Source organism: Rubrivivax benzoatilyticus JA2 = ATCC BAA-35, from assembly GCF_000190375.1.
GTDB classification, from domain to species: domain Bacteria; phylum Pseudomonadota; class Gammaproteobacteria; order Burkholderiales; family Burkholderiaceae_C; genus Rubrivivax; species Rubrivivax benzoatilyticus.
Genome location: NZ_AEWG01000068.1, coordinates 1 through 19,197, shown reverse-complemented (window position 1 = coordinate 19,197; position 19,197 = coordinate 1). Strand labels below are relative to the sequence as shown.

At 71.3% G+C, this 19,197-nt stretch carries 19 protein-coding genes; 6 read left to right on the top strand and 13 right to left on the bottom strand.

Going from position 1 to position 19,197, the window contains the following annotated elements:
• Window positions 1-6 precede the first annotated feature (6 nt).
• Window positions 7-1,164 carry an ABC transporter permease gene (locus RBXJA2T_RS07495; RefSeq protein WP_009856737.1) on the top strand — a complete coding sequence of 386 codons (1,158 nt, stop codon included), beginning with the start codon at window positions 7-9 and terminating at the stop codon, window positions 1,162-1,164.
• Between the two features lie 6 nt (window positions 1,165-1,170).
• Window positions 1,171-2,340 carry an ABC transporter permease gene (locus RBXJA2T_RS07490; protein ID WP_009856736.1) on the top strand — a complete coding sequence of 390 codons (1,170 nt, stop codon included), beginning with the start codon at window positions 1,171-1,173 and terminating at the stop codon, window positions 2,338-2,340.
• Here RBXJA2T_RS07490 and RBXJA2T_RS07485 read toward each other — a convergent pair whose 3' ends face one another.
• The 4 genes from RBXJA2T_RS07485 to RBXJA2T_RS07470 all read right to left on the bottom strand — a co-directional run bounded on the left by RBXJA2T_RS07485 (window position 2,341) and on the right by RBXJA2T_RS07470 (window position 7,672).
• A complete protein-coding gene (locus tag RBXJA2T_RS07485; protein ID WP_029718397.1) occupies window positions 2,341-4,041 on the bottom strand; it encodes an AMP-binding protein in 1,701 nt (566 codons plus the stop codon).
• A gap of 142 nt (window positions 4,042-4,183) precedes the next feature.
• Entirely contained in the window at window positions 4,184-5,008 is an 825-nt protein-coding gene (locus tag RBXJA2T_RS07480) for an HDOD domain-containing protein (protein WP_009856734.1), read from the bottom strand.
• Between the two features lie 339 nt (window positions 5,009-5,347).
• Entirely contained in the window at window positions 5,348-6,961 is a 1,614-nt protein-coding gene (locus RBXJA2T_RS07475; protein ID WP_037289912.1) for a GMC family oxidoreductase, read from the bottom strand.
• Window positions 6,962-7,033: 72 nt separating this feature from the next.
• Window positions 7,034-7,672, bottom strand: a complete 639-nt coding sequence (locus RBXJA2T_RS07470) for a MarC family protein (protein WP_009856732.1) — start codon at window positions 7,670-7,672, stop codon at window positions 7,034-7,036.
• 336 nt (window positions 7,673-8,008) lie between these two features.
• Between RBXJA2T_RS07470 and rbp the strand changes: the two genes are divergently transcribed.
• Window positions 8,009-8,485 carry an RNA-binding regulator gene (gene rbp, locus RBXJA2T_RS07465; RefSeq protein WP_029718398.1) on the top strand — a complete coding sequence of 159 codons (477 nt, stop codon included), beginning with the start codon at window positions 8,009-8,011 and terminating at the stop codon, window positions 8,483-8,485.
• 173 nt (window positions 8,486-8,658) lie between these two features.
• Here rbp and RBXJA2T_RS07460 read toward each other — a convergent pair whose 3' ends face one another.
• From RBXJA2T_RS07460 to RBXJA2T_RS07445, 4 genes are read right to left on the bottom strand one after another with little or no spacing between them, the layout of a single operon-like run.
• Entirely contained in the window at window positions 8,659-9,438 is a 780-nt protein-coding gene (locus tag RBXJA2T_RS07460) for an SDR family oxidoreductase (protein WP_009856730.1), read from the bottom strand.
• Window positions 9,435-10,127 carry an LPS export ABC transporter periplasmic protein LptC gene (lptC, locus tag RBXJA2T_RS07455; protein WP_009856729.1) on the bottom strand — a complete coding sequence of 231 codons (693 nt, stop codon included), beginning with the start codon at window positions 10,125-10,127 and terminating at the stop codon, window positions 9,435-9,437. The genes RBXJA2T_RS07460 and lptC overlap by 4 nt, the downstream gene beginning before the upstream one ends.
• A gap of 6 nt (window positions 10,128-10,133) precedes the next feature.
• On the bottom strand, window positions 10,134-10,703 hold the full coding sequence (locus tag RBXJA2T_RS07450) for a KdsC family phosphatase (RefSeq protein WP_009856728.1): 570 nt from the start codon (window positions 10,701-10,703) through the stop codon (window positions 10,134-10,136).
• Between the two features lies 1 nt (window position 10,704).
• The gene (locus tag RBXJA2T_RS07445) at window positions 10,705-11,694 is read right to left on the bottom strand and encodes a KpsF/GutQ family sugar-phosphate isomerase (RefSeq protein WP_009856727.1); all 990 of its coding nucleotides are present in this window, start codon (window positions 11,692-11,694) and stop codon (window positions 10,705-10,707) included.
• A 37-nt stretch (window positions 11,695-11,731) separates the two neighbouring features.
• Here RBXJA2T_RS07445 and RBXJA2T_RS07440 point away from each other — a divergent pair, with 37 nt between their 5' ends.
• The gene (locus RBXJA2T_RS07440) at window positions 11,732-13,732 is read left to right on the top strand and encodes a monovalent cation:proton antiporter family protein (protein WP_009856726.1); all 2,001 of its coding nucleotides are present in this window, start codon (window positions 11,732-11,734) and stop codon (window positions 13,730-13,732) included.
• 104 nt (window positions 13,733-13,836) lie between these two features.
• Window positions 13,837-14,376 carry an adenine phosphoribosyltransferase gene (locus tag RBXJA2T_RS07435; RefSeq protein WP_009856725.1) on the top strand — a complete coding sequence of 180 codons (540 nt, stop codon included), beginning with the start codon at window positions 13,837-13,839 and terminating at the stop codon, window positions 14,374-14,376.
• Between the two features lie 107 nt (window positions 14,377-14,483).
• Here RBXJA2T_RS07435 and mnmE read toward each other — a convergent pair whose 3' ends face one another.
• From mnmE to rpmH, 5 genes are all read right to left on the bottom strand, one after another.
• Window positions 14,484-15,848 carry a tRNA uridine-5-carboxymethylaminomethyl(34) synthesis GTPase MnmE gene (gene mnmE / locus RBXJA2T_RS07430; protein WP_029718400.1) on the bottom strand — a complete coding sequence of 455 codons (1,365 nt, stop codon included), beginning with the start codon at window positions 15,846-15,848 and terminating at the stop codon, window positions 14,484-14,486.
• 85 nt (window positions 15,849-15,933) lie between these two features.
• Window positions 15,934-17,592, bottom strand: coding sequence for a membrane protein insertase YidC (yidC, locus tag RBXJA2T_RS07425; RefSeq protein ID WP_009856723.1), 1,659 nt, complete (start codon window positions 17,590-17,592; stop codon window positions 15,934-15,936).
• Window positions 17,593-17,601: 9 nt separating this feature from the next.
• The gene (gene yidD, locus RBXJA2T_RS07420) at window positions 17,602-17,904 is read right to left on the bottom strand and encodes a membrane protein insertion efficiency factor YidD (protein ID WP_009856722.1); all 303 of its coding nucleotides are present in this window, start codon (window positions 17,902-17,904) and stop codon (window positions 17,602-17,604) included.
• A 1-nt stretch (window position 17,905) separates the two neighbouring features.
• Window positions 17,906-18,361, bottom strand: coding sequence for a ribonuclease P protein component (locus tag RBXJA2T_RS07415; RefSeq protein WP_029718401.1), 456 nt, complete (start codon window positions 18,359-18,361; stop codon window positions 17,906-17,908).
• Between the two features lie 117 nt (window positions 18,362-18,478).
• A complete protein-coding gene (gene rpmH / locus RBXJA2T_RS07410; RefSeq protein WP_006299042.1) occupies window positions 18,479-18,613 on the bottom strand; it encodes a 50S ribosomal protein L34 in 135 nt (44 codons plus the stop codon).
• A 212-nt stretch (window positions 18,614-18,825) separates the two neighbouring features.
• Here rpmH and RBXJA2T_RS07405 point away from each other — a divergent pair.
• The coding region (locus RBXJA2T_RS07405) for a DnaA N-terminal domain-containing protein (protein ID WP_009856720.1) at window positions 18,826-19,197 on the top strand (372 nt) is incomplete at its 3' end.

Below are 19,197 nucleotides of genomic sequence, written 5' to 3'. Positions count from 1 at the left end.
GACGCGGTGTTCCTGCTGCGCCTGCTGCTGAAGAACGCGTTCCGCCACCGGCTGCGCACGTTGCTGACCATCGTCGGCCTGATGGTCGCGGTCTGCGCCTTCGGGCTGCTGCGCACCATCGTCGACGCCTGGTACGCCGGCGCCAACGCGAGTTCCAGCACGCGGCTCATCGTGCGCAGCGCGACCTCGCTGACGGTGCCGCTGCCGCTGGCCTATGCCGAGCGGCTGCGCGCCGTCGACGGGGTCACCGCGGTCAGCTGGTCGAACTGGTTCGGCGGCGTCTACATCACCGAGCGCAACTTCTTCCCGCAGTTCGCCGTCGACGGCGCGAGCTACCTGCCGCTGTACCCGGAGTTCGTCGTCGATGACGCCGAGCGCACGGCCTGGCTGCGCGACCGCCGCGGCGTGCTCGTCGGCCGCGTGCTGGCGGCCAAGTACGGCTGGCAGGTCGGCGACACGGTGCCGCTGCGCGGCACGATCTACAGCGGCACCTGGAACTTCACGATCCGCGGCATCTACCGCGGCGCCGACCCCGGCGTCGACGAGAACCAGATGCTGATGCACTGGGGCTACATCAACGAGATCCAGCGCCAGCGGTTCGCCGGCCGCGGCGACTCGGTCGGCGTGTTCGTCGTCGGCATCCGCGACCCGAACGACGCCGCGCTCGTCGGCCAGCGCATCGACACGATGTTCCGCAACTCGCTGGCCGAGACGCTGACCGAGACCGAGAAGGCCTTCCAGCTCGGTTTCGTGTCGATGAGCGAGGCCATCCTCGTGGCGCTGCAGGCGGTGAGCCTGATCGTCATCGTCATCATCATGGCGGTGATGGCCAACACGATGGCGATGACGGCGCGCGAGCGCCTGGCCGAGTACGCGACGCTGAAGGCGCTGGGCTTCCCGCCGGAGTTCGTCGTCAAGCTGCTGTTCGGCGAGAGCCTGCTGATCGCCGCGATCGGCGGCGTGCTCGGCGTGCTGGTGACGCTGCCGCTGGCCTCGGCCTTCGCCAACGCCGTCGGCACGCTGTTCCCGGTGTTCCGCGTTGCGCCGGAGACGATCGCGCTGCAGCTGCTGGCGGCGCTGGTCGTCGGCGTCGCTGCGGCGGCCTGGCCGGCCTGGCGCTCGAGCCGCATCGACATCGTCGACGGCTTGAGACACGTGGCCTGAGAGCCGATGCGCCGCGCCGTCCCGCTCGCCTACATCGCACGCAACCTCTGGGTGCGGCGCGTGACGACGGCGCTCACCGCCGGCGGCATGGCGCTGGTGGTCTTCGTCTTCGCCACCGTGCTGATGATGACCGAGGGCATCCGCGCGACGCTGGTGGCCACCGGGCAGGCGGACAACGTCGTCGTGCTGCGCAAGGGCTCCACGGCCGAGATCACCAGCGCGATCGCGCGTGAGCAGGCCGGCGTCATCGAGAGCCTGCCCGGCATCGCCACCGACGCCGCCGGCCAGCCGCTGGTCAGCCGCGAGCCGGTGGTGCTGAACAGCCTGGTCAAGCGCAACGGCAAACCCGGCAACGTGACGCTGCGCGGCACCTCGGCCGACGGGCTGGCGCTGCGGCCGCAGGTGCGCATCGTCGAAGGCCGCTTCTTCCGCCCCGGCAGCGCCGAGATCGTCGTCGGCCGCGCGGTCGCGCGTGGCTACGACGGCGTCGCCCCGGGCTCGACGCTGCGTTTCGCCGGCCGCGACTGGACCGTCGTCGGCATCCTCGACGCCGGCAAGACCGGCTTCGACTCGGAGATCTGGGGCGACGCCGAACAGCTGATGCAGGGCTTCCGGCGCCTCGCGTACTCCAGCGTCATCTTCCGCCTCGCTGACCCGGCGGCCTTCGAGCGGGTGCGCGCGCGCCTGGAAGACGACCCGCGGCTGACGCTGGAAGCCAAACCCGAGATCCGCTTCTACGCCGAGCAGAGCGAGCAGCTCGCCAACTTCATCAGCATCCTGGGCACGGCGCTGGCGCTGATCTTCTCCACCGGCGCGATCGTCGGCGCGGCGATCACGATGTTCGGCGCGGTGGCCTCGCGTGTCGGCGAGATCGGCACCCTGCGCGCGCTGGGGTTCCGCCGCGAGGCGGTGCTGGTAGCCTTTCTCGGCGAGTCGCTGCTGCTGGCCTTCGTCGGCGGCGTCTTCGGGCTGGCGGCGGCGAGCCTGATGCAGTTCGTCGACGTCTCGACGACCAACTTCGCGACCTTCTCCGAACTCGCCTTCCAGTTCCGCCTGACGCCGGCCATCGGCGCCAAGGCGATCGGCTTCGCGCTGGCGATGGGGCTGATCGGCGGCTTCGTGCCGGCCTGGCGCGCGGCTCGGCTGAAGATCGTCGACTGCCTGCGCGCCGCCTGATCAGGCGCCGTCGTACCAGACGACCGGCCGGCCGCCGGCGGTCCAGTCTTCGTAGCGGCGCGCGAACAGCGCCTCGATGCGGCCGCGCTTGACCTTGAAGGTCGGCGTGACGAGGTCGTTGGCCACCGTCCAGGCGTCACGCATCGCGACCAGGCAGACCAGGCGCTCGTGCGGGTCGAGCAGCGAGTTCACCGTCGCCAGATGGTCGGCCAGCGAACGCTCCAGCGCCGCGCGGCCTTCGGCGTCGTCGGCCTGCGCCGCGGCGGCCGGGTTCAACATCACCAGGCCCAGCGGCTGGTGCAGGTGGGCGCCGCTGACGCAGCAGGCTTCGACCGCCGGGTGCATCACCAGCTTGTCCTCGATCGGCGCCGGCGCGACGTACTTGCCCTTGCTGGTCTTGAACAGGTCCTTCACGCGGCCGGTGATGCGCAGGTTGCCGCCGTCGTCGAGCTCGCCCTGGTCGCCGGTGTGCAGCCAGCCGTCGGCGGTGAAGGCTTCGCGCGTCAGCTCGGGCTCACGGTAGTAGCCGGTCATCAGCGCCGGGCAGCGCATCTGGATCTCGCCGCTTTGCGGATCCAGCCGCGACTGCACGCCGTCGTAGGGCAGGCCCACGGTGCCGGGGCGTGGGTGGCCGGGCAGCGTGGCGTGGCTGATGCCGCAGTTCTCGGTCATGCCGTAGACCTCGACGACGTCCAGCCCCAGGCGCGCGTACCAGCGCAGCAGGTCGGGCGGCATCGGCGCGGCACCGCCGGCGGCGAAGCGGCAGGCGTCCAGCCCCAGGCCTTCCAGCACCTTGCGCCGCACGATGCGGCCCAGGCCGGGCACGGCGAGCATCGTGTTCAGCTTGGACGGCGGCATCTTCGCGTGAACGCCCTGCTGGAACTTGAGCCACAGCCGCGGCACCGAGAAGAAAACCGTCGGCCGCGCGCGGCGCAGGTCCTCGGCGAAGGTCTCCAGCGTGTCGGCGAAATAGACGCGCATGCCGCTGGCGAGCTGCCCGTGTTCGACCAGCGTGCGCTCGGCGACGTGCGACAGCGGCAGGTAGCTCAGCATGCGCGCGTCGGCATCCAGCCCGCCGATGCGCCGCAGCCCCGACTGCAGCGCCCAGGCGAAGTGCGAGAAGCGGTGCATCACGCCCTTGGGCGCGCCGGTCGTGCCCGAGGTGTACATCACGGTGCAGAGCTCGTCGCCGGGGCGCACCGGCTCGCCGGCCAGCGGCGAGTTGGCGGCGACGATGTCGTCCCAGCGCGGCGCGCCGCTGGCCGGGCCCAGCGGCAGCTCGACGCAGGGCAGGCCCTCGGGCACGCCGGCCTTCATCTCGTGCCACGTGTCCAGCTTGCCGACGAAGAGCAGGCGCGCGCCGCTGTGTTCCAGCACCTGGCGCACGGTGGCCGCGGCCAGCGTCGGGTACAGCGGCACCGAGACGTGGCCGGCCATCCAGATCGCCCAGTCGGCCATCAGCCAGTGCGCGCTGTTCTTGCCGAGGATGGCGATGCACGAGCCATGCGGCAGGCCGAGCGAGACGAGGTGCGCCGCCATGCGCCGCGCCTGGCCGACAGCCTCGGCCCAGGAGATGTCGCGCAGCGTGCCGCCGCCGGGCTGGGTGAAGGCGATGCGCCCGGGCGCGGTCTTCTCCCAGTGCCACAGGCGCTGCAGCGCGAGCGCATCGTCGGGCACGGTGTCGGGGATCGTCTCGGACATGGCGGCCACCCGCGGGCCGCGAAGGGGCCCGGACGCGGCCAGACTAGCGGCCGCTTCGTCCGGCTGACTCAGGGCTTACGACGAGGCCCGGCCAATGCGAGTGCACGTCACCCCGCGAACACGTGACCGGGACGACCCGCAGTCAGCGCCCGTGGCTCAGCGCGTCGGCGAGCTGTTCCTGCACCTGGCGCACGCTGCGCAGCGCCAGCGTGACGTCGAGTTCGGCCAGCGGCGCGATCGTCGCGGTGACCTCGTCGACGGTTTCGGGTTCGTTGATCAGCGCGTGCGCGATCACCGAGACGGCACCGATGGCGCGCCGGTTGGGCGGCATCTGCGGCGGGAACTCCAGGCCGAACTGCAGCAGCACGTGGTGGCGCACGCAGGCCACCGCGGCCTGGCCCAGGCCCCAGCTTTCGCACAGCGCGGCGCCCAGCGCGTCGTGGCTGACGCCGAAGCCGGCGTGCTCGAGCGTCAGCAGTTCGGTGTCCGAGCGTGCGGCGCGCAGCATCGCCCGGTAGTGATCCGGCGCGTGGCGGAACAGCACCGCCTTGCCGCATTCCTCGAACAGCCCGGCCGAGTGCGCGGCCCAGGCGTCGAGCGAGAGCTTGTGCGCGATGCGCCCCATCACCAGGCCGCGGCTGGCGGCGCGCGCCCACAGGGGATCGAGCTCGGCCGCCGGCGGGAAGGCGGCGCGCAGGCCGATCTCGAAGGTGATGGCCGCGATCTCGCGCATGCCCAGGTACGTGATCGCCTGCTGCACGCTCTGCACGCGCCCGCGCAGGCCGTAGAGCGACGAGTTCACCGCCTTCAGCACCGCGGCGGCCAGCGCCATGTCGGCTTCGATCAGCGAGGCGGCGGCGGTGAGGTTGACCTCCTCCTCGGCGAGCAGCAGCGAGAGCTTGACGAGCGCCTCGGGTTGCGCCGGGATGTCGATCTCCAGCGTTCGCAGTTCGGCGTTGACGGACATGGGCGGCTCGGAGGATGCAGGTGAAGCGAAGGCAGAACCCGCACATCGTAGACCCCGGGGCCGGGCGGCATCGGCACAACAGCGGGTGCATGACCGGGCTTCTCCGCCGCACCCGGCACCAGAAAGCGAAAAAGGGCGCCACCGGATCCGGTGGCGCCCCTTCGTGCGTCGTGGCCGTCAGCTCGACACCGCCATGTTCGTTTGATGTGCGGCGGCGCCAAGCTGGGCGTCTGTTTGTCTCCTCGACTCCCCGCCTGCCGCACCGGGCCCTCTGTAGAGGCCCCGACGCGGCGCGAGTGGGAACAATGTAGCGGTGCGTTTCAGCTCGGACATCGGGACTTACCCGCCGCCCGCGATCCACTCCGCTGCACGTTCGGCGATCATCAGGGTCGGAGAATTGGTGTTGCCGCTGGTAATCGTCGGCATCACGCTGGCATCGGCGATGCGCAGCCCCGCCAGGCCGCGCACCCGCAGGCGCGCGTCGACGACCGCGCCGGGATCGTCGTCCCGCCCCATGCGACACGTTCCCACGGGATGGAAGATCGTCGTGCCGATGTCACCGGCCAGACGGGCCAGTTCCTCGTCGCTCCGGTACTGCGGGCCGGGTTTGATCTCACGCGGGCGGTAACGCGCCAGGGCCGGCATCGCGGCGATGCGGCGCGTCAGCCGCAGCGAGTCGGCGGCGACCTGGCGGTCCTCGGCGGTCGACAGGTAGTGGGGCGCGATGCGCGGCGCGTCCTCGGGCCGCGGCGACGCCAGCCGGACCTCGCCGCGTGCGCTGGGGTTCAGGTTGCAGACGCTGGCGGTGAAGGCGTCGAAGCGGTGCAGCGGCTCGCCGAAGGCGTCCAGCGAAAGCGGCTGCACGTGGTACTCGATGTTCGGCGCCGCGTAGGCCGGCGACGAGCGCGTGAACGCGCCCAGCTGCGACGGCGCCATGCTCATCGGGCCGCTGCGCCGCAGCGCGTACTCGGCGGCGATGCGCGCCTTGCCCAGCATGCTGGCCGACAGCGTATTCAGCGTGCGTGTGCCGTCGACGGCGTAGACCGCGCGGATCTGCAGATGGTCCTGCAGGTTGGCACCGACACCGGGCAGTTCGTGCCGCGTCTCGATGCCCAGCGGCTGCAGCCAGTCGCCACGGCCGATGCCCGAGAGCTGCAGGATCTGCGGCGTGCCGATGGCACCGGCGGCGAGCACCACTTCCTGACGGGCATGAACCACCAGCGGCTCGCCGCCGCCGAGCGGGCGCACCTCGATGCCGGTCGCACGGCCGCCGTCGAGCAGCACGCGGGTCACCGTCGCGCCGGTCCAGACCTGCAGGTTGTCGCGCCCGAGCGCCGGGCGCAGAAAGGCCTTGCTGGTGTTCCAGCGGATGCCCGAACGCTGGTTGACCTCGAAGTAGCCGACGCCTTCGTTGTCGCCGCGGTTGAAGTCCTCGGTCGGCGGGATGCCGGCTTCGCGCGCCGCGGCGGCGAAGGCGTCGAGGATGTCCCAGCGCAGGCGCTGACGTTCGACCCGCCACTCGCCGCCGTGGCCGTGCAGCGCGTCGCCGCCGCGCCAGTGGTCCTCGTGGCGGCGGAAGTACGGCAGGCAGTGCTCCCAGCGCCAGTTGGCGTCGCCCGTCGCCGCGGCCCAGCCGTCGTAGTCGCGTGCCTGGCCGCGCATGTAGATCATGCCGTTGATGCTGGAGCAGCCGCCCAGCACCTTGCCGCGCGGGTAGCGCAGGCTGCGGCCGTTGAGCCCGGCGTCGGGTTCGGTCTGGTAGAGCCAGTCGGTGCGCGGGTTGCCGATGCAATAGAGGTAGCCGACCGGGATGTGGATCCAGTGGTAGTCGTCGCGGCCGCCGGCCTCGACGAGCAGCACGCGGCGCGTGCGCCCGGCCGACAGCCGGTTGGCGAGCAGGCAGCCGGCGGTGCCGCCGCCGACGATGACGACGTCGTACTCGGCGGCGCTCACCACGTGGCCGACGGCCAGGAACGGGCGGGGGTCATGGGTGTCTCCTGTCGTTGTCGTGGGTGTCGCCGGGACTCAGGTCAGCGGGCTGGCGAGCACCGGGAAGAGCTTGAGCATGCCCTCGGCCATGATCTCCACGGCCAGCGCCGCGAGGATCAGGCCCATCAGCCGCGTCATCACGTTGATGCCGGTGCGGCCCAGCCAGCCGGCGATGCGCTCGGAGGCGGTGAAGGCCAGAAAGGTCGCGACGCCGACCACGACGCCGTAGCCGACGAGCACCGCCAGCTGCCACCAGTGCCGGGTGCGCTCGGCGTAGATGACCATCGTCGAGATCGTCGCCGGGCCGGTGAGCAGCGGGATCGTCAGCGGCACCACCGCGATGCTGGCACCGGCGTCGACACGCTGGTCACCCTCGCTGACGTCGGCGGGCTTGGTCTCGGCGGGCTGGGCGTTGAGCATGGCGACCGCGCTGAGCATCAGCAGCAGGCCGCCGCCGACCTGGAACGAGGCGATCGAGATGCCGAAAAACTCGATGATCTTCAGCCCCGCCAGCGCGCTGGTGGCGATGACGACGAAGGCCGTGAAGGCGCTGATGCGGATCGTGCGCCGGCGTTGCTCGGGGGAGAAGTTCTGCGTGAAATGGATGAAAAAGGGAACGACGCCGAGCGGGTTGACGATCGCGAGCAAGGCGATCAGCGGCTTGAGGAGATCCATTGCGGCGATGGTAGCGGGCTGCCTCGCCTTGCCGCTTCAGGACAGGCCCGGTCTTGCGGACGCCGCGGCCGTGCGCCAGCCCGCGCGTCGACGCACGAAGCGGGCGCCGAGGGGCCCGATCAACGCCGAGGTATCAAATTAGGGGGCACAACCCCGGATTTCGGGTTTGCCTGGGGGGTCGAAAACAACATTTGACGGCCGCCCTCTTTACAGGCCGCGGCCGGCGGCACCCATAATAGGCCGGTCTGTGTCTGGTAGCCGCGCCTTTGAAATGAATGGTTCACGCAAGGGTAGAAGCTCCGCATGGCTCCTTGGTTCTAGATAGAGGGCTTCTCTGTGGGTAACAAACTGTACGTCGGCAACCTTGCGTATTCGGTGCGCGACGACTCTCTGCAACAAGCGTTCGCGCAATTCGGCACCGTCACGTCCGCCAAGGTGATGATGGACCGCGAAACCGGCCGCTCGAAGGGCTTCGGCTTCGTCGAGATGGGCTCGGACGCCGAGGCGCAAGCCGCGATCAACGGCATGAACGGCCAGTCCCTGGAAGGCCGCGCGGTGGTGGTCAACGAGGCCCGTCCTCGTGAAGACCGTCCGGGCGGCTTCCGCAGCGGCGGTGGCGGCGGCTACGGCGGTGGCGGCAGCTACGGCGGCGGTGGTGGCGGCGGCTACGGCGGTGGCGGCGGTGGCCGCAGCCCCTACGGCGGTGGCGGCGGTGGCCGTGGCCCCTACGGCGGTGGCAATCGCGGCGGCAGCGGCGGTGGCTACGGTGGTGGTGGTGGCGGCTACGGCGGCGGTGGCCGCGGCGGCTACTGATCCAGTGCCGGTTGGCCCGGGCATCGCGTCCGGGCCGCACTGATCAAAAAGAAGGGCGGCGGGCCGACAGGTCCGGCGCCTTTTTTCGTCTGCCGGCATCGCGCGCCGGGCGCGCGGCAGTGAGCCTCTCAGGCGAGTCAGGTCTTGGGCCGCGCCGGCCTCGGAGCCCGCCGTCAGTGCTCGCCGCGGCGGGGCTTGCGGCCGCGGCCGGCGAACACGGCGTCGAACAGCGCGTTGGGAAGAAGGCGCAGCAGTTTGGCGACCACGCCCATCTGCCAGGGGATCACGCGATAGCTGATCCCGGCCGAAATCGCACGAAACGCGCGTTCGGCGAACTCGTCCGCAGGCAGCAGGAAGGGCATGGAGTACGGATTTCGCGCCGTCAGCGGCGTCGCGACATACCCGGGCAGGAGCGTCACGACTTTCACGCCGCTGTCACGGCACTCGCCTCGCAGGCTTTCGCAGTAGGCGACGACGGCAGCCTTGCTCGCGCAGTAGGCCCCGTGCCCTGGCAGCCCACGGATCGCCGCCACGCTGGCGATGCCGACGAGGGTGCCGGCACCTCGCTCGCGCATTGCGGCGACGAAGGGATGGAAGGTGGCGGCCAGCCCGACGTTGTTGATGGCGAGCGTCTCGCGCAGGACCTCCAGATCGTCGCGGATCGCCGTGTCCATGCCGACGCTGATGCCGGCATTGGCGATGACGACGTCCGGCAGGCCCTGGGTCTCGATGCACTGGCGCCCGACGGCGGCCATGGCGTCGATGTCGGCCACGTCGGCACGGTAGACCGCCGCCTGCTCCGGCCCCAGGCCCTGCGCCGCGAGCCAGGCGCGAACCTCGTCGACACGCCGCGCCACCAGCGCCAGCCGCCAGCCGGCACGCGCGTAACGCAGCGCCAGCGCCTGGCCGATGCCGCTGGACGCCCCGGTGATGAAAACCAGCGGCGCGCTCATCGCGACGCTCGCGGCGGGAACACGCCGCGCATCGGGCCGCTGAGGTCGAGCTTGCGCAGGCCGTGGTCGTACTCCAGCCCCCGCGCCTCGAAGACCGCGCCGTCGGGCGCCGTCACGCGCACCGGCAGGTGGCTGCGCACCCGCTCGCTGACGAGGAAGGCATGCAGGAAGTCGCCGTCCATGCGGATGGTCTGGCCGTTGGCGTCGGTGGTGGTGACGTGCGCGGCGCCCAGCAACTGGACTTCACTGGCGTCGCCCGTGGCAAGCGCCCGCCGGGCGTCGGCCAGCGTGACGCGGCCGTCGGGCGTGACGGCGCGGATGCGCACGCGGTCCACCTCGATCTGGTCGGTGGCGGGGTAGTGGCGCAGTTGCGCGCCTTCGATGCGCACCTTCAGCCGGCCATCGGCAGCAAAACGCTCGAGCGCGAAGTCGTTCATCGTGTAGTCGGGTTCCTGGCGCACCGCCTGCTCCGCGGACACGCGAGGCGCCGACGGCGTGTTCTTCACCAGCCACCAGGTCGCCAGGGCCAGCGCAGCCATCAGCAGCAGAGGGAGGTAGGCCGAGACGGCGTCGCGCACACGCAGCGCCCAAGGCACGCGTGGCGGCGGCGCGTCGCCCGGCCGGCGCGGCCCCGGGCCGACGCTGATCGGCACCTCGGGCAGGTCGGGCAGGTGCAGCTCGACGCTCATCGCCGCTCAGGCCGTGTCCAGCGAGGTCAGATGGCCGCGCAGCAGCGCCTCGTAGCGCCCGCAGGCGACGAGCAGCAGGTCGCAGAACTCGCGTGCCGCGCCATGGCCGCCGGCAGCCGTGGTGACGTGGTGCGCCACGGCCTTGACCTCGACGTGCGCATTGGCCGGGGCGCAGGCGAAGCCGGCACGCACCAGCAGCGGCAGGTCGGGCCAGTCGTCGCCGATCGCGGCCAGTTCGTCCCAGCTCCAGCCGCGGCGCGCCAGCAGCGCCGCCGCAGCGGCCAGCTTGTCGTGCACGCCGTAGACGGCTTCGGTCAGCCCCAGGTCGGCGACGCGGCGGCGCACCGCCGGCGAGTCGCGCCCGGTGATGACCACCGGCTCGATGCCCGCCTGGCGCAGCAGCTTCAGGCCGTGGCCGTCCAGCGTCGAGAACGCCTTGACGCTCTCGCCGTCGGCGCCGATGTAGATGCGGCCGTCGGTCAGCACGCCGTCGACGTCGAAGATCGCGGCCTTCAGGCCGGCGGCACCACCTTGCGCCTTCAGCAGCAGCTCGGGGGCGAACTGGATCGCCGCCATCTCAGATGACCTTCGCGCGCATCAGGTCGTTGGAGTTCAGCGCGCCGACCAGCCGGCCCTCGGCGTCGACCGCGAGCACGCTGGTGATGCGGTGCTGCTCCATCAGGCCGGCGGCGTCGACGGCCAGCGCGTCCTCGGCGATCAGCCTGGGGCCGGCGTGCATGACGTCGCCGGCAGTGAGGTCGCGCAGGTCGGCGCCGCGTTCGATGAGCCGGCGCAGGTCGCCGTCGGTGAAGATGCCGACCGGCCGGCCGTCGGCATCGACGAGCGCGGTGAAACCCAGGCCCTTGCGCGTCATCTCGCGCAGCACGTCGGCGAAGCTGGCGCCGGCGTCCACGCGCGGCACGGCGTCGCCGCTGCGCATCAGGTCGCGCACGTGCATCAGCAGCTTGCGGCCCAGGCTGCCGCCCGGGTGCGAGCGCGCGAAGTCCTCCTCGCGGAAGCCGCGCGCGTCGAGCAGCGCCACGGCGAGCGCGTCGCCGAGCGCGATCTGCGCCGTCGTGCTGGCCGTCGGCGCCAGGTTCAGCGGACAGGCCTCCTGGTCGACGGCGCAGGAGAGCACGTGGTCGGAATGGCGCGCCAGCGTCGAGCCCGGCTTGCCGGTCATGCCGATGATCGTCACGCCGAGGCGGCGCAGGGCCGGCAGGATGGCGGCGAGCTCGTCGACCTCGCCGCTGTTGCTGATCGCGAGCACGACGTCGCCGGCGATCAGCATGCCCAGGTCGCCGTGGCTGGCTTCCGCCGGGTGGACGAAGAAAGCCGGCGTGCCGGTGGACGCCAGCGTCGCGGCGATCTTGCGGCCGACGTGGCCGCTCTTGCCCATGCCCATCACGACCACGCGGCCGCGGCATTCGAGCATCGCCTGCACCGCGGCCGGGAAGCCTTCGCGCTGGCGTTCGGCCAGGCCGAGCAGCGCACGCGCCTCGATCTCGAAGGTGCGGGCGGCCAGTTCGAGCGCACGCTGGGGGTCGAAGGGGCGCGGCGAGGTCATGGGGCGTGCGGGGTCGAATAGGATCGAAGGATTCTAGATGGCCACCACCCTCGAACTCGTCCTGCTGTACCTCGTCGCCGCGGTGCTGGGGGTCGTGGTCTGCCGTTCGCTGAAGCTGCCGCCGATGCTGGGCTATCTGGTGGTCGGCGTGCTGATCGGCCCCAACGCGCTGGCGCTCGCCCAGGACAGCGCCGGCGTGAAGTACCTCGCCGAGTTCGGCGTCGTCTTCCTGATGTTCGTGATCGGGCTGGAGTTCAACCTGCCCAAGCTGCGCAGCATGCGCACCGTGGTCTTCGGCCTCGGGCTGTCGCAGGTCGCGCTGACGATGATCGGCACGCTGGCCGGCCACCTGCTGCTGGCAGCGCTGTACCAGCGCCTGACCGGCGACCCGTGGCGCATGTCCTGGCAGGGCGCGGTGGTGCTCGGCGGGGCGATCGCGATGTCGTCGACGGCCATCGTCGTCAAGCTGATGGCCGAGCGCCTGGAGCTCGAGAGCGAACACGGCCGGCGCGTGATGGGCATCCTGCTGTTCCAGGATCTGGCGGTGGTGCCGCTGCTGGTGCTGATCCCGGCGCTGAACTCCAGCGGCGAGCAGCTGCTGGTGTCGCTCGGCTGGGCCGTGCTGAAGGCCGCCGGGCTGCTGGCCGTGCTGCTGGTCGGCGGCCAGAAGGTGATGCGCTGGTGGCTGACGCTGGTGGCGCGGCGCAAGAGCGACGAGCTGTTCATCCTGAACCTGCTGCTCGTCACGCTGGGCCTGGCGTGGCTGACAGAACACGCCGGGCTGTCGCTGGCGCTGGGGGCCTTCGTCGCCGGCATGCTGGTCGCGGAGACCGAATACAAGCACCAGGTCGAGACCGACATCCGGCCCTTCCACGACGTGCTGCTGGGGCTGTTCTTCATCACCATCGGGATGAAGCTGGACTGGCGCCCGGTGCTCGACCAGTGGCCGCTGGTGCTGCTGCTGACCACCGTGCCGGTGGCCGCCAAGTTCGCGCTCGTCGCGGCGCTGGCGCGCGGCTTCCGCACCGCGCCGGGCGTCGCGCTGCGCACCGGCCTGTACCTGGCACAGGCCGGCGAGTTCGGCTTCGTGCTGCTGACGCTGGGCGCCGAGCGCGGCCTCGTCGACGCCGAGTGGATGAGCCCGATCCTGGCCAGCATGGTGCTGTCGATGCTGGCAACGCCGTTCATCATCATGCACGCCGACCGCATCGTGATGAAGCTCGCCGCCAGCGACTGGCTGATGCAGTCGGTGCAGCTGACCTCGATCGCCAAGCGCGCGATCCGCACCGAGAAGCACGTGATCATCTGCGGCTACGGCCGCAGCGGCCAGAACCTGGCGCGCATGCTGGACACCCAGCACATCCCGTACATGGCGCTGGACCTGGACCCGGACCGCGTGCGCCAGGCCGCCGCCGCCGGGCAGAGCGTGGTCTTCGGCGACGCGGCGCGGCTGCAGAGCCTGATGGCCGCCGGGCTGGCGCGCGCCAACGCCGTCGTCGTCAGCTACCCCGACACGCCGTCGGCGCTGAAGATCCTGCGCCTGGTGCACGAACACGCACCGGCGGTGCCGGTGATCGTGCGCACCATCGACGACTCCGACCTGGAGACGCTGCGCGCGGCCGGCGCCACCGAGGTCGTGCCCGAGGCCATCGAAGGCTCGCTGATGCTGGCCAGCCACGCACTGGCGCTGGTCGGCGTGCCGATGCGCACCGTCATCCGTCTGGCGCGCGACGCGCGCGATGCCCGCTACAGCCTGCTGCGCGGCTACTTCCACGGCGCCGACGACGACACCGCCGGCGACCTGCAGCAGGAGCGCCTGGCCACCGTCACGCTGCCGCCGGCGGCGGCGGCGATCGGCGAACGTCTGGCCGACCTGGCGCTGGGTGCGCTGGAGGTCGGCGTGATCTCGGTCCGGCGGGCGTCGGGCCCGCCGGGCAAGCCGGCCGACGACACCGTGCTCGGCGCCGGCGACACGCTGGTGCTCTCCGGGCTGCCGGAGGCGCTGGCACGGGCCGAACAGCGGCTGCTGCGCGGCTGACGTCTCCTGCACCCGACGCCGGCCACCGCTGGCTCTTGCTCCAAGTCAATCGCCATCGCGGCGGCGAGCGGCCGGCCGCGGGGCCGCGCCTATCATCCCGCGCCATGAGCCCGGAGCAATACATCAAGACCCACATCCGGACGGTGCCCGACTGGCCGGAACCGGGCGTGCAATTCCGCGACATCACGCCGCTGCTGTCGAACCCGCGCGTCTTCCGCGTGCTGATCGACCAGTTCGTGCACCGCTACTTCGACGTGCGCCCGTCGGCGATCGCCGGGCTGGACGCACGCGGCTTCATCATCGGTTCGGTGCTGGCCTACGAGCTGAACATCGGCTTCGTGCCGATCCGCAAGAAGGGCAAGCTGCCGTTCACGACGGTCGAGGAGAGCTACGAGCTGGAGTACGGCTCGGCCACCGTCGAGATCCACACCGATGCCGTCAAGCGCGGCGACCGCGTCGTGCTGATCGACGACCTGATCGCCACCGGCGGCACGATGATGGCCGGCCGCAAGCTGCTCGAGCGCCTGGGTGCCGAGGTCATCGAAGGCGCGGCCATCGTCGACCTGCCCGAGCTGCACGGCTCGCAGCGGCTGCGCGACTCCGGGCTGCCGCTGTTCACGCTGGTGAGCTTCGAGGGCCACTGAGCCGATCGCGGGCATCGCCCGCAAGCGACCCCCGACGCCCGCCTGCGCGGGCGTCTGCGTTTTGGGTTCGAGCTGCGGGCCGGGGAGCCGGGGAGGCCCGCGGCGAGTCACTTGCCGATGCAGAACCGCCCGAAGATCTCGCCCAGCAGATCCTCGGTGCCGAACTCGCCGGTGATCTCGCCCAGCGCCTGGTGCGACAGGCGCAGTTCCTCGGCCAGCAGGTCCAGCGCGGCGTCGCGCTGCGCGGCGTGGGCCTGGGCCAGGTGCAGGTGGGCCAGCGTGCGCTGCAGCGCGTCGACATGGCGCGCACGCGCGATGAACACGCCGTCGGGCTGGGCCTGCCAGCCGGCTCGGCGCAGCAGCTCGCGGCGCAGCGTCTCCAGCCCGGTGCCGGCCTTGGCCGACAGCACGACGCCGTCGCCCGCCACCTGGGCGGCGGCGTCGGCCTTGTTGTGCACGTGCAGCACGTCGGCGCCCTGCAGGCGCGTGGCGATCTCGGCTTCGGCGGCCTCGTAGGCGGCGTCGCCGCGGCGCGTCAGGTCGTGCACGAAGAGCACGGCGTCGGCACCTTCGATGGCTTCCCAGCTGCGGCCGATGCCGATGCGCTCGACCTCGTCGGCAGCGTGCTCGCGCAGGCCCGCGGTGTCGACGACATGCAGCGGCACGCCCTCGATCTGGATCGTCTCGGCGACACGGTCGCGTGTCGTGCCGGGGATCGGCGTGACGATCGCCAGCTCGGCACCGGCCAGCGCGTTGAGCAGCGAGCTCTTGCCGACGTTGGGCTGGCCGGCGATGACGACGCGCATGCCTTCGCGCAGCAGCGCGCCCTGGCGCGCGCGCGCCAGCGCGGCGCCGATCGCGGCTTCGATGGCGTCCAGGCGTTCGCGCGCCCGCGCCTTCTCGAGGAAGTCGATCTCCTCCTCGGGGAAGTCCAGCGTCGCCTCGACCAGCGCACGCAGCTCGACGATGCGTCCGGCCAGCGTGTGGATCTCGGCCGAGAACGCGCCGTCCAGCGAACGCGCCGCAGAACGCGCGGCGGCCTCGGTGCTGGCGTCGATCAGGTCGGCCACGGCCTCGGCCTGGGCGAGGTCGATCTTGTCGTTGAGGAAGGCGCGTTCGGTGAACTCGCCGGCGCGCGCCAGCCGCAGGCCGATGCCGGCGCCGGCTTCGAGCACACGCGCCAGCAGCAGCTGCAGCAGCACCGGGCCGCCGTGGGCCTGCAGCTCGAGCACGTCCTCGCCGGTGTAGGAGTTGGGCGCCGGGAAGTGGATCGCCAGGCCGCGGTCGAGCACCGAGCCGTCGGCGGCGGTGAAGGGCAGCAGCGTCGCTGCGCGCGGTGCCAGCGCGCGCCCGAACAGCGCCTGCACCAGCGGCGCGAGATCGGGGCCGGAGGCGCGCACGATGCCCACCGCGCCGCGGCCGGCGGCGGTGGCGACGGCGGCGATGGGATCACGCAATCGGGCGAGCGACATCGGGCGATTGTCTCCGTCGAGAAGGGCGAAGCCCCCGCGGCTCGCACCGGCGGGGGCTTCGGGTCTGGCGGGCTTCAGCCGGCCGTCAGGCCACGCCGAGCTTCTTGTTGATGTACCACTGCTGCGCGATCGACAGCACGTTGTTCGTCAGCCAGTACAGCACCAGGCCGGCCGGGAAGAAGAAGAACATGACGCCGAACGCCAGCGGCATGAACCACATCAGCCGGGCTTGCATCGGATCGGGCGGCTTGGCCCCCAGCGCCACCTGGACCAGCGACGAGGCGGTCATCAGGATCGGCAGGATGAACCACGGGTCCTTGGCCGACAGGTCGGTGATCCAGCCGATCCACGGCGCGTTGCGCATCTCGACGCTGGACAGCAGCACCCAGTACAGCGCGATGAAGAACGGCATCTGGATCAGGATCGGCAGGCAGCCGCCCAGCGGGTTGACCTTCTCCTCGCGGTAGATGCGCATCATCTCCTGCTGCATCTGCTGCGGCTTGTCCTTGTAGCGCTCGCGCATCTCCATGACACGCGGGTTGATGGCACGCATCTTGGCCATCGACTTGTAGGCGCTGGCGTTGAGCCAGTAGAAGGCGATCTTCAGCAGCACCACGAGCGCGACGATCGCCCAGCCCCAGTTGCCGATCGCCGAGTTCAGCTTGTCGAGCAGCCAGAACAGCGGCTTGGACAGCGGCATCAGCCAGCCGTAGTCCTTCAGGTACTCGAGGCCCGGGGCCAGCGCGGCCAGCGAGGTCTCGAGCTGCGGGCCGACGAAGAGCTGCGACTCCAGCGCCTTGCTGGCACCGGGCGCGACCTCGCCCATCGGCAGCACCATCGCGATGGTGTACAGGTTGTCGCCGATCTTGGCCGTGCGGAACTCGCGCTGGCCTTCGGCGTTGACGATCCAGGCCGACGCGAAGTAGTGCTGGACCATCGCGATCCAGCCGTCGTTGGCGGTCTTGTCGTGGCCGGCGTCGTTCTTGGCGATGTCCTTGAAGTCGATCTTCTTGTACTTGCTGGTCGACGTGAACATCGCCGGCCCGGTGAAGGTCGAGTAGAAGTGCGACTCGCCCTCGGGCGCGTTGCCGTCGCGCGCGAGCTGCAGGTACAGCTGCGGCGTGACCGGCGTGCTGCCCTCGTTGACGAACTCGTGGCGCACGCCGACGGCGTAGTCGCCGCGCTTGAAGGTGTAGGTCTTGACCAGCCGGCGGCCGTCCAGCGGCGCGGTCTCGAAACGCAGCGTCAGCGAGTCCTGGCCGTCGGCCAGCGTGCGCGCCCCCGGGGCGACCGTCATCGGCGTCAGGTGCGTCGGCAGCGCCACGCCGGCCTGGCCGGTGATCAGGCCGGTCTGCGCGACGTACTCGCGCGCGGCGACACGGTCCAGCAGGACCACGTTCTGGTCCGGGTGGTTGGCATCGCGGTAGTTCAGCAGCTCCAGGCGCACGAGCTGGCCGCCGATGCTGTCGAACGTGGCCTTGACGAGATCGGTCGTGACGACGACCTGCTCGCCGCCGGCGGGTGCCGCGGGCTGGGGCACGGCGCCGGCCGGCGTCTGCACGGCGGAGGCCGTCGGCACGCCGGCGGACGCGGCGCTGCCGGGCGCGGACGCGGCCGTCGCGGCCGGACGGGCCGGGCCGCCGAACAGCGACGGTTGGCCGTTGTGCTTGTTCCACGCGTCCCACAACAGGAACAGCGAGGTGACGAAGACCACCCAGAGGATGGTGCGGCGGATGTCGGTCATAGGCTCGGTCTACTGGGCATCGTCCGCACCGGGGCGGACGAGCCGGGTGAACAGTCCCCGCGCGGGGTTCGGAAAGCGCTCGGGCACGGGATCGCAGCCGCCGTCGCACCAGGGATGGCAACGCAGCAATCGCCAGACCGTCAGCGCGCTGCCGCGGGCGGCGCCATGGCGGTCCAGCGCGTCCAGCGCGTACTGGGAACAAGTGGGCTCGAAGCGGCAGGCGTTGCCCAGCCAGGGCTTGAGCAGCAGGCGATAGCCGCGCACCAGCAGCACCAGCAGGTGCCGCGGCAGGTGCACGAGCTCGGCGACCATCTCAGCTGCGCCGCGCGCGGCCGAAGAGCTGCTCGAGCTCGGCGCGTGCGGCCTGGCGCAGCGCGTCGGACGCCGCCGAAGGGAACTGCGCCACAGCGAAGGGCGCGCGCAGGCGCACCACCCACAGGCCGGGCGGCAGGACGTCGGCGTGCCGCGCCATCGCGGCGCGGATCTGGCGCTTGAGCAGCACGCGCGTGACCGAACGGCGAGCGTGCCGCTTGGGCACGACGCTGCCGAGCCAGCACCCTTCGGGAGCCGGCCGCGCCGAGTCATCCACAGGCTGCGCACCAGCATGTGCGTCGCCTGTGGACAACTTTGATTCCGCGGTGTGCAGCCGCTGCCAGCGGGACGCACAAGGCCCACCGCTCACGTGGTGAACGGCGAAGTGAGCGCTTCGCGATCGGCTGGGCGTCGCGAGCACGCGCTCGAAGTCGGCCTTCTGCACGATCGGCTTCACGTTCGGTTGCACGAGCGGGCGGACCGGACGCTGCGCGGAGCCTCGACAGGCGGTTCGGGCCGCATGAAGCCGGCGCGCGGCACGTCGACGTGCCGGGCCAGAGCGGCCCGTCTCACCTTAGACGGCGAGGCGCTTGCGGCCCTTGGCGCGACGCGCGTTGATGACGGCACGGCCGCCACGCGTCTTCATGCGCACGAGAAAGCCGTGGGTGCGGGCACGGCGGATCTTGGACGGCTGGTAGGTGCGCTTCATGGTGGAGAACTCTCTCTTACCCTGGGTGAGAAATTCGGAAAACCCTCGATTACAGCAAGAAAAGCGTGTCGCGTCAATCAGTTAGATCGGATGTCCCCAGGTTGTGCTCCAAGGGATGGCGCGACACCGCCCGACGGCGATCTGTGGATAACTGGGTTGAAGTGGCGCCGTCGGCACGTAGAATGCGCCCCTTGCATGACAAGATTTCCACAATGACCGTAGACCTCTGGCAGCGCGGTTGCGAGCGCCTCGCGACCGAACTGCCCGAACATCAGTTCAACACCTGGATCCGGCCGCTGCCGCCGGCCCAGCTCAGCCGGGACGAGGCGGACGCCGCGATCGTGTCGGTGCGGGTGCCCAACCGCTTCAAGCTCGACTGGATCCGCGCCCAGTACGCCGGCCGCATCGAGTCGGTGCTCAGTGACCTGGCGGGCAAGCCGGTGCGCCTGGAGCTGACGCTGGCACCGCGCGCCGAGACGCCGACGCCCGCGCCGCTGCGCGCCAGCAACGGCTACGCCCACGCGACGGTGCCCGCGCCGATGGCGGCGCCGGCCGCTGCCGCCGCGGCCGCGGCGATCGCCTCC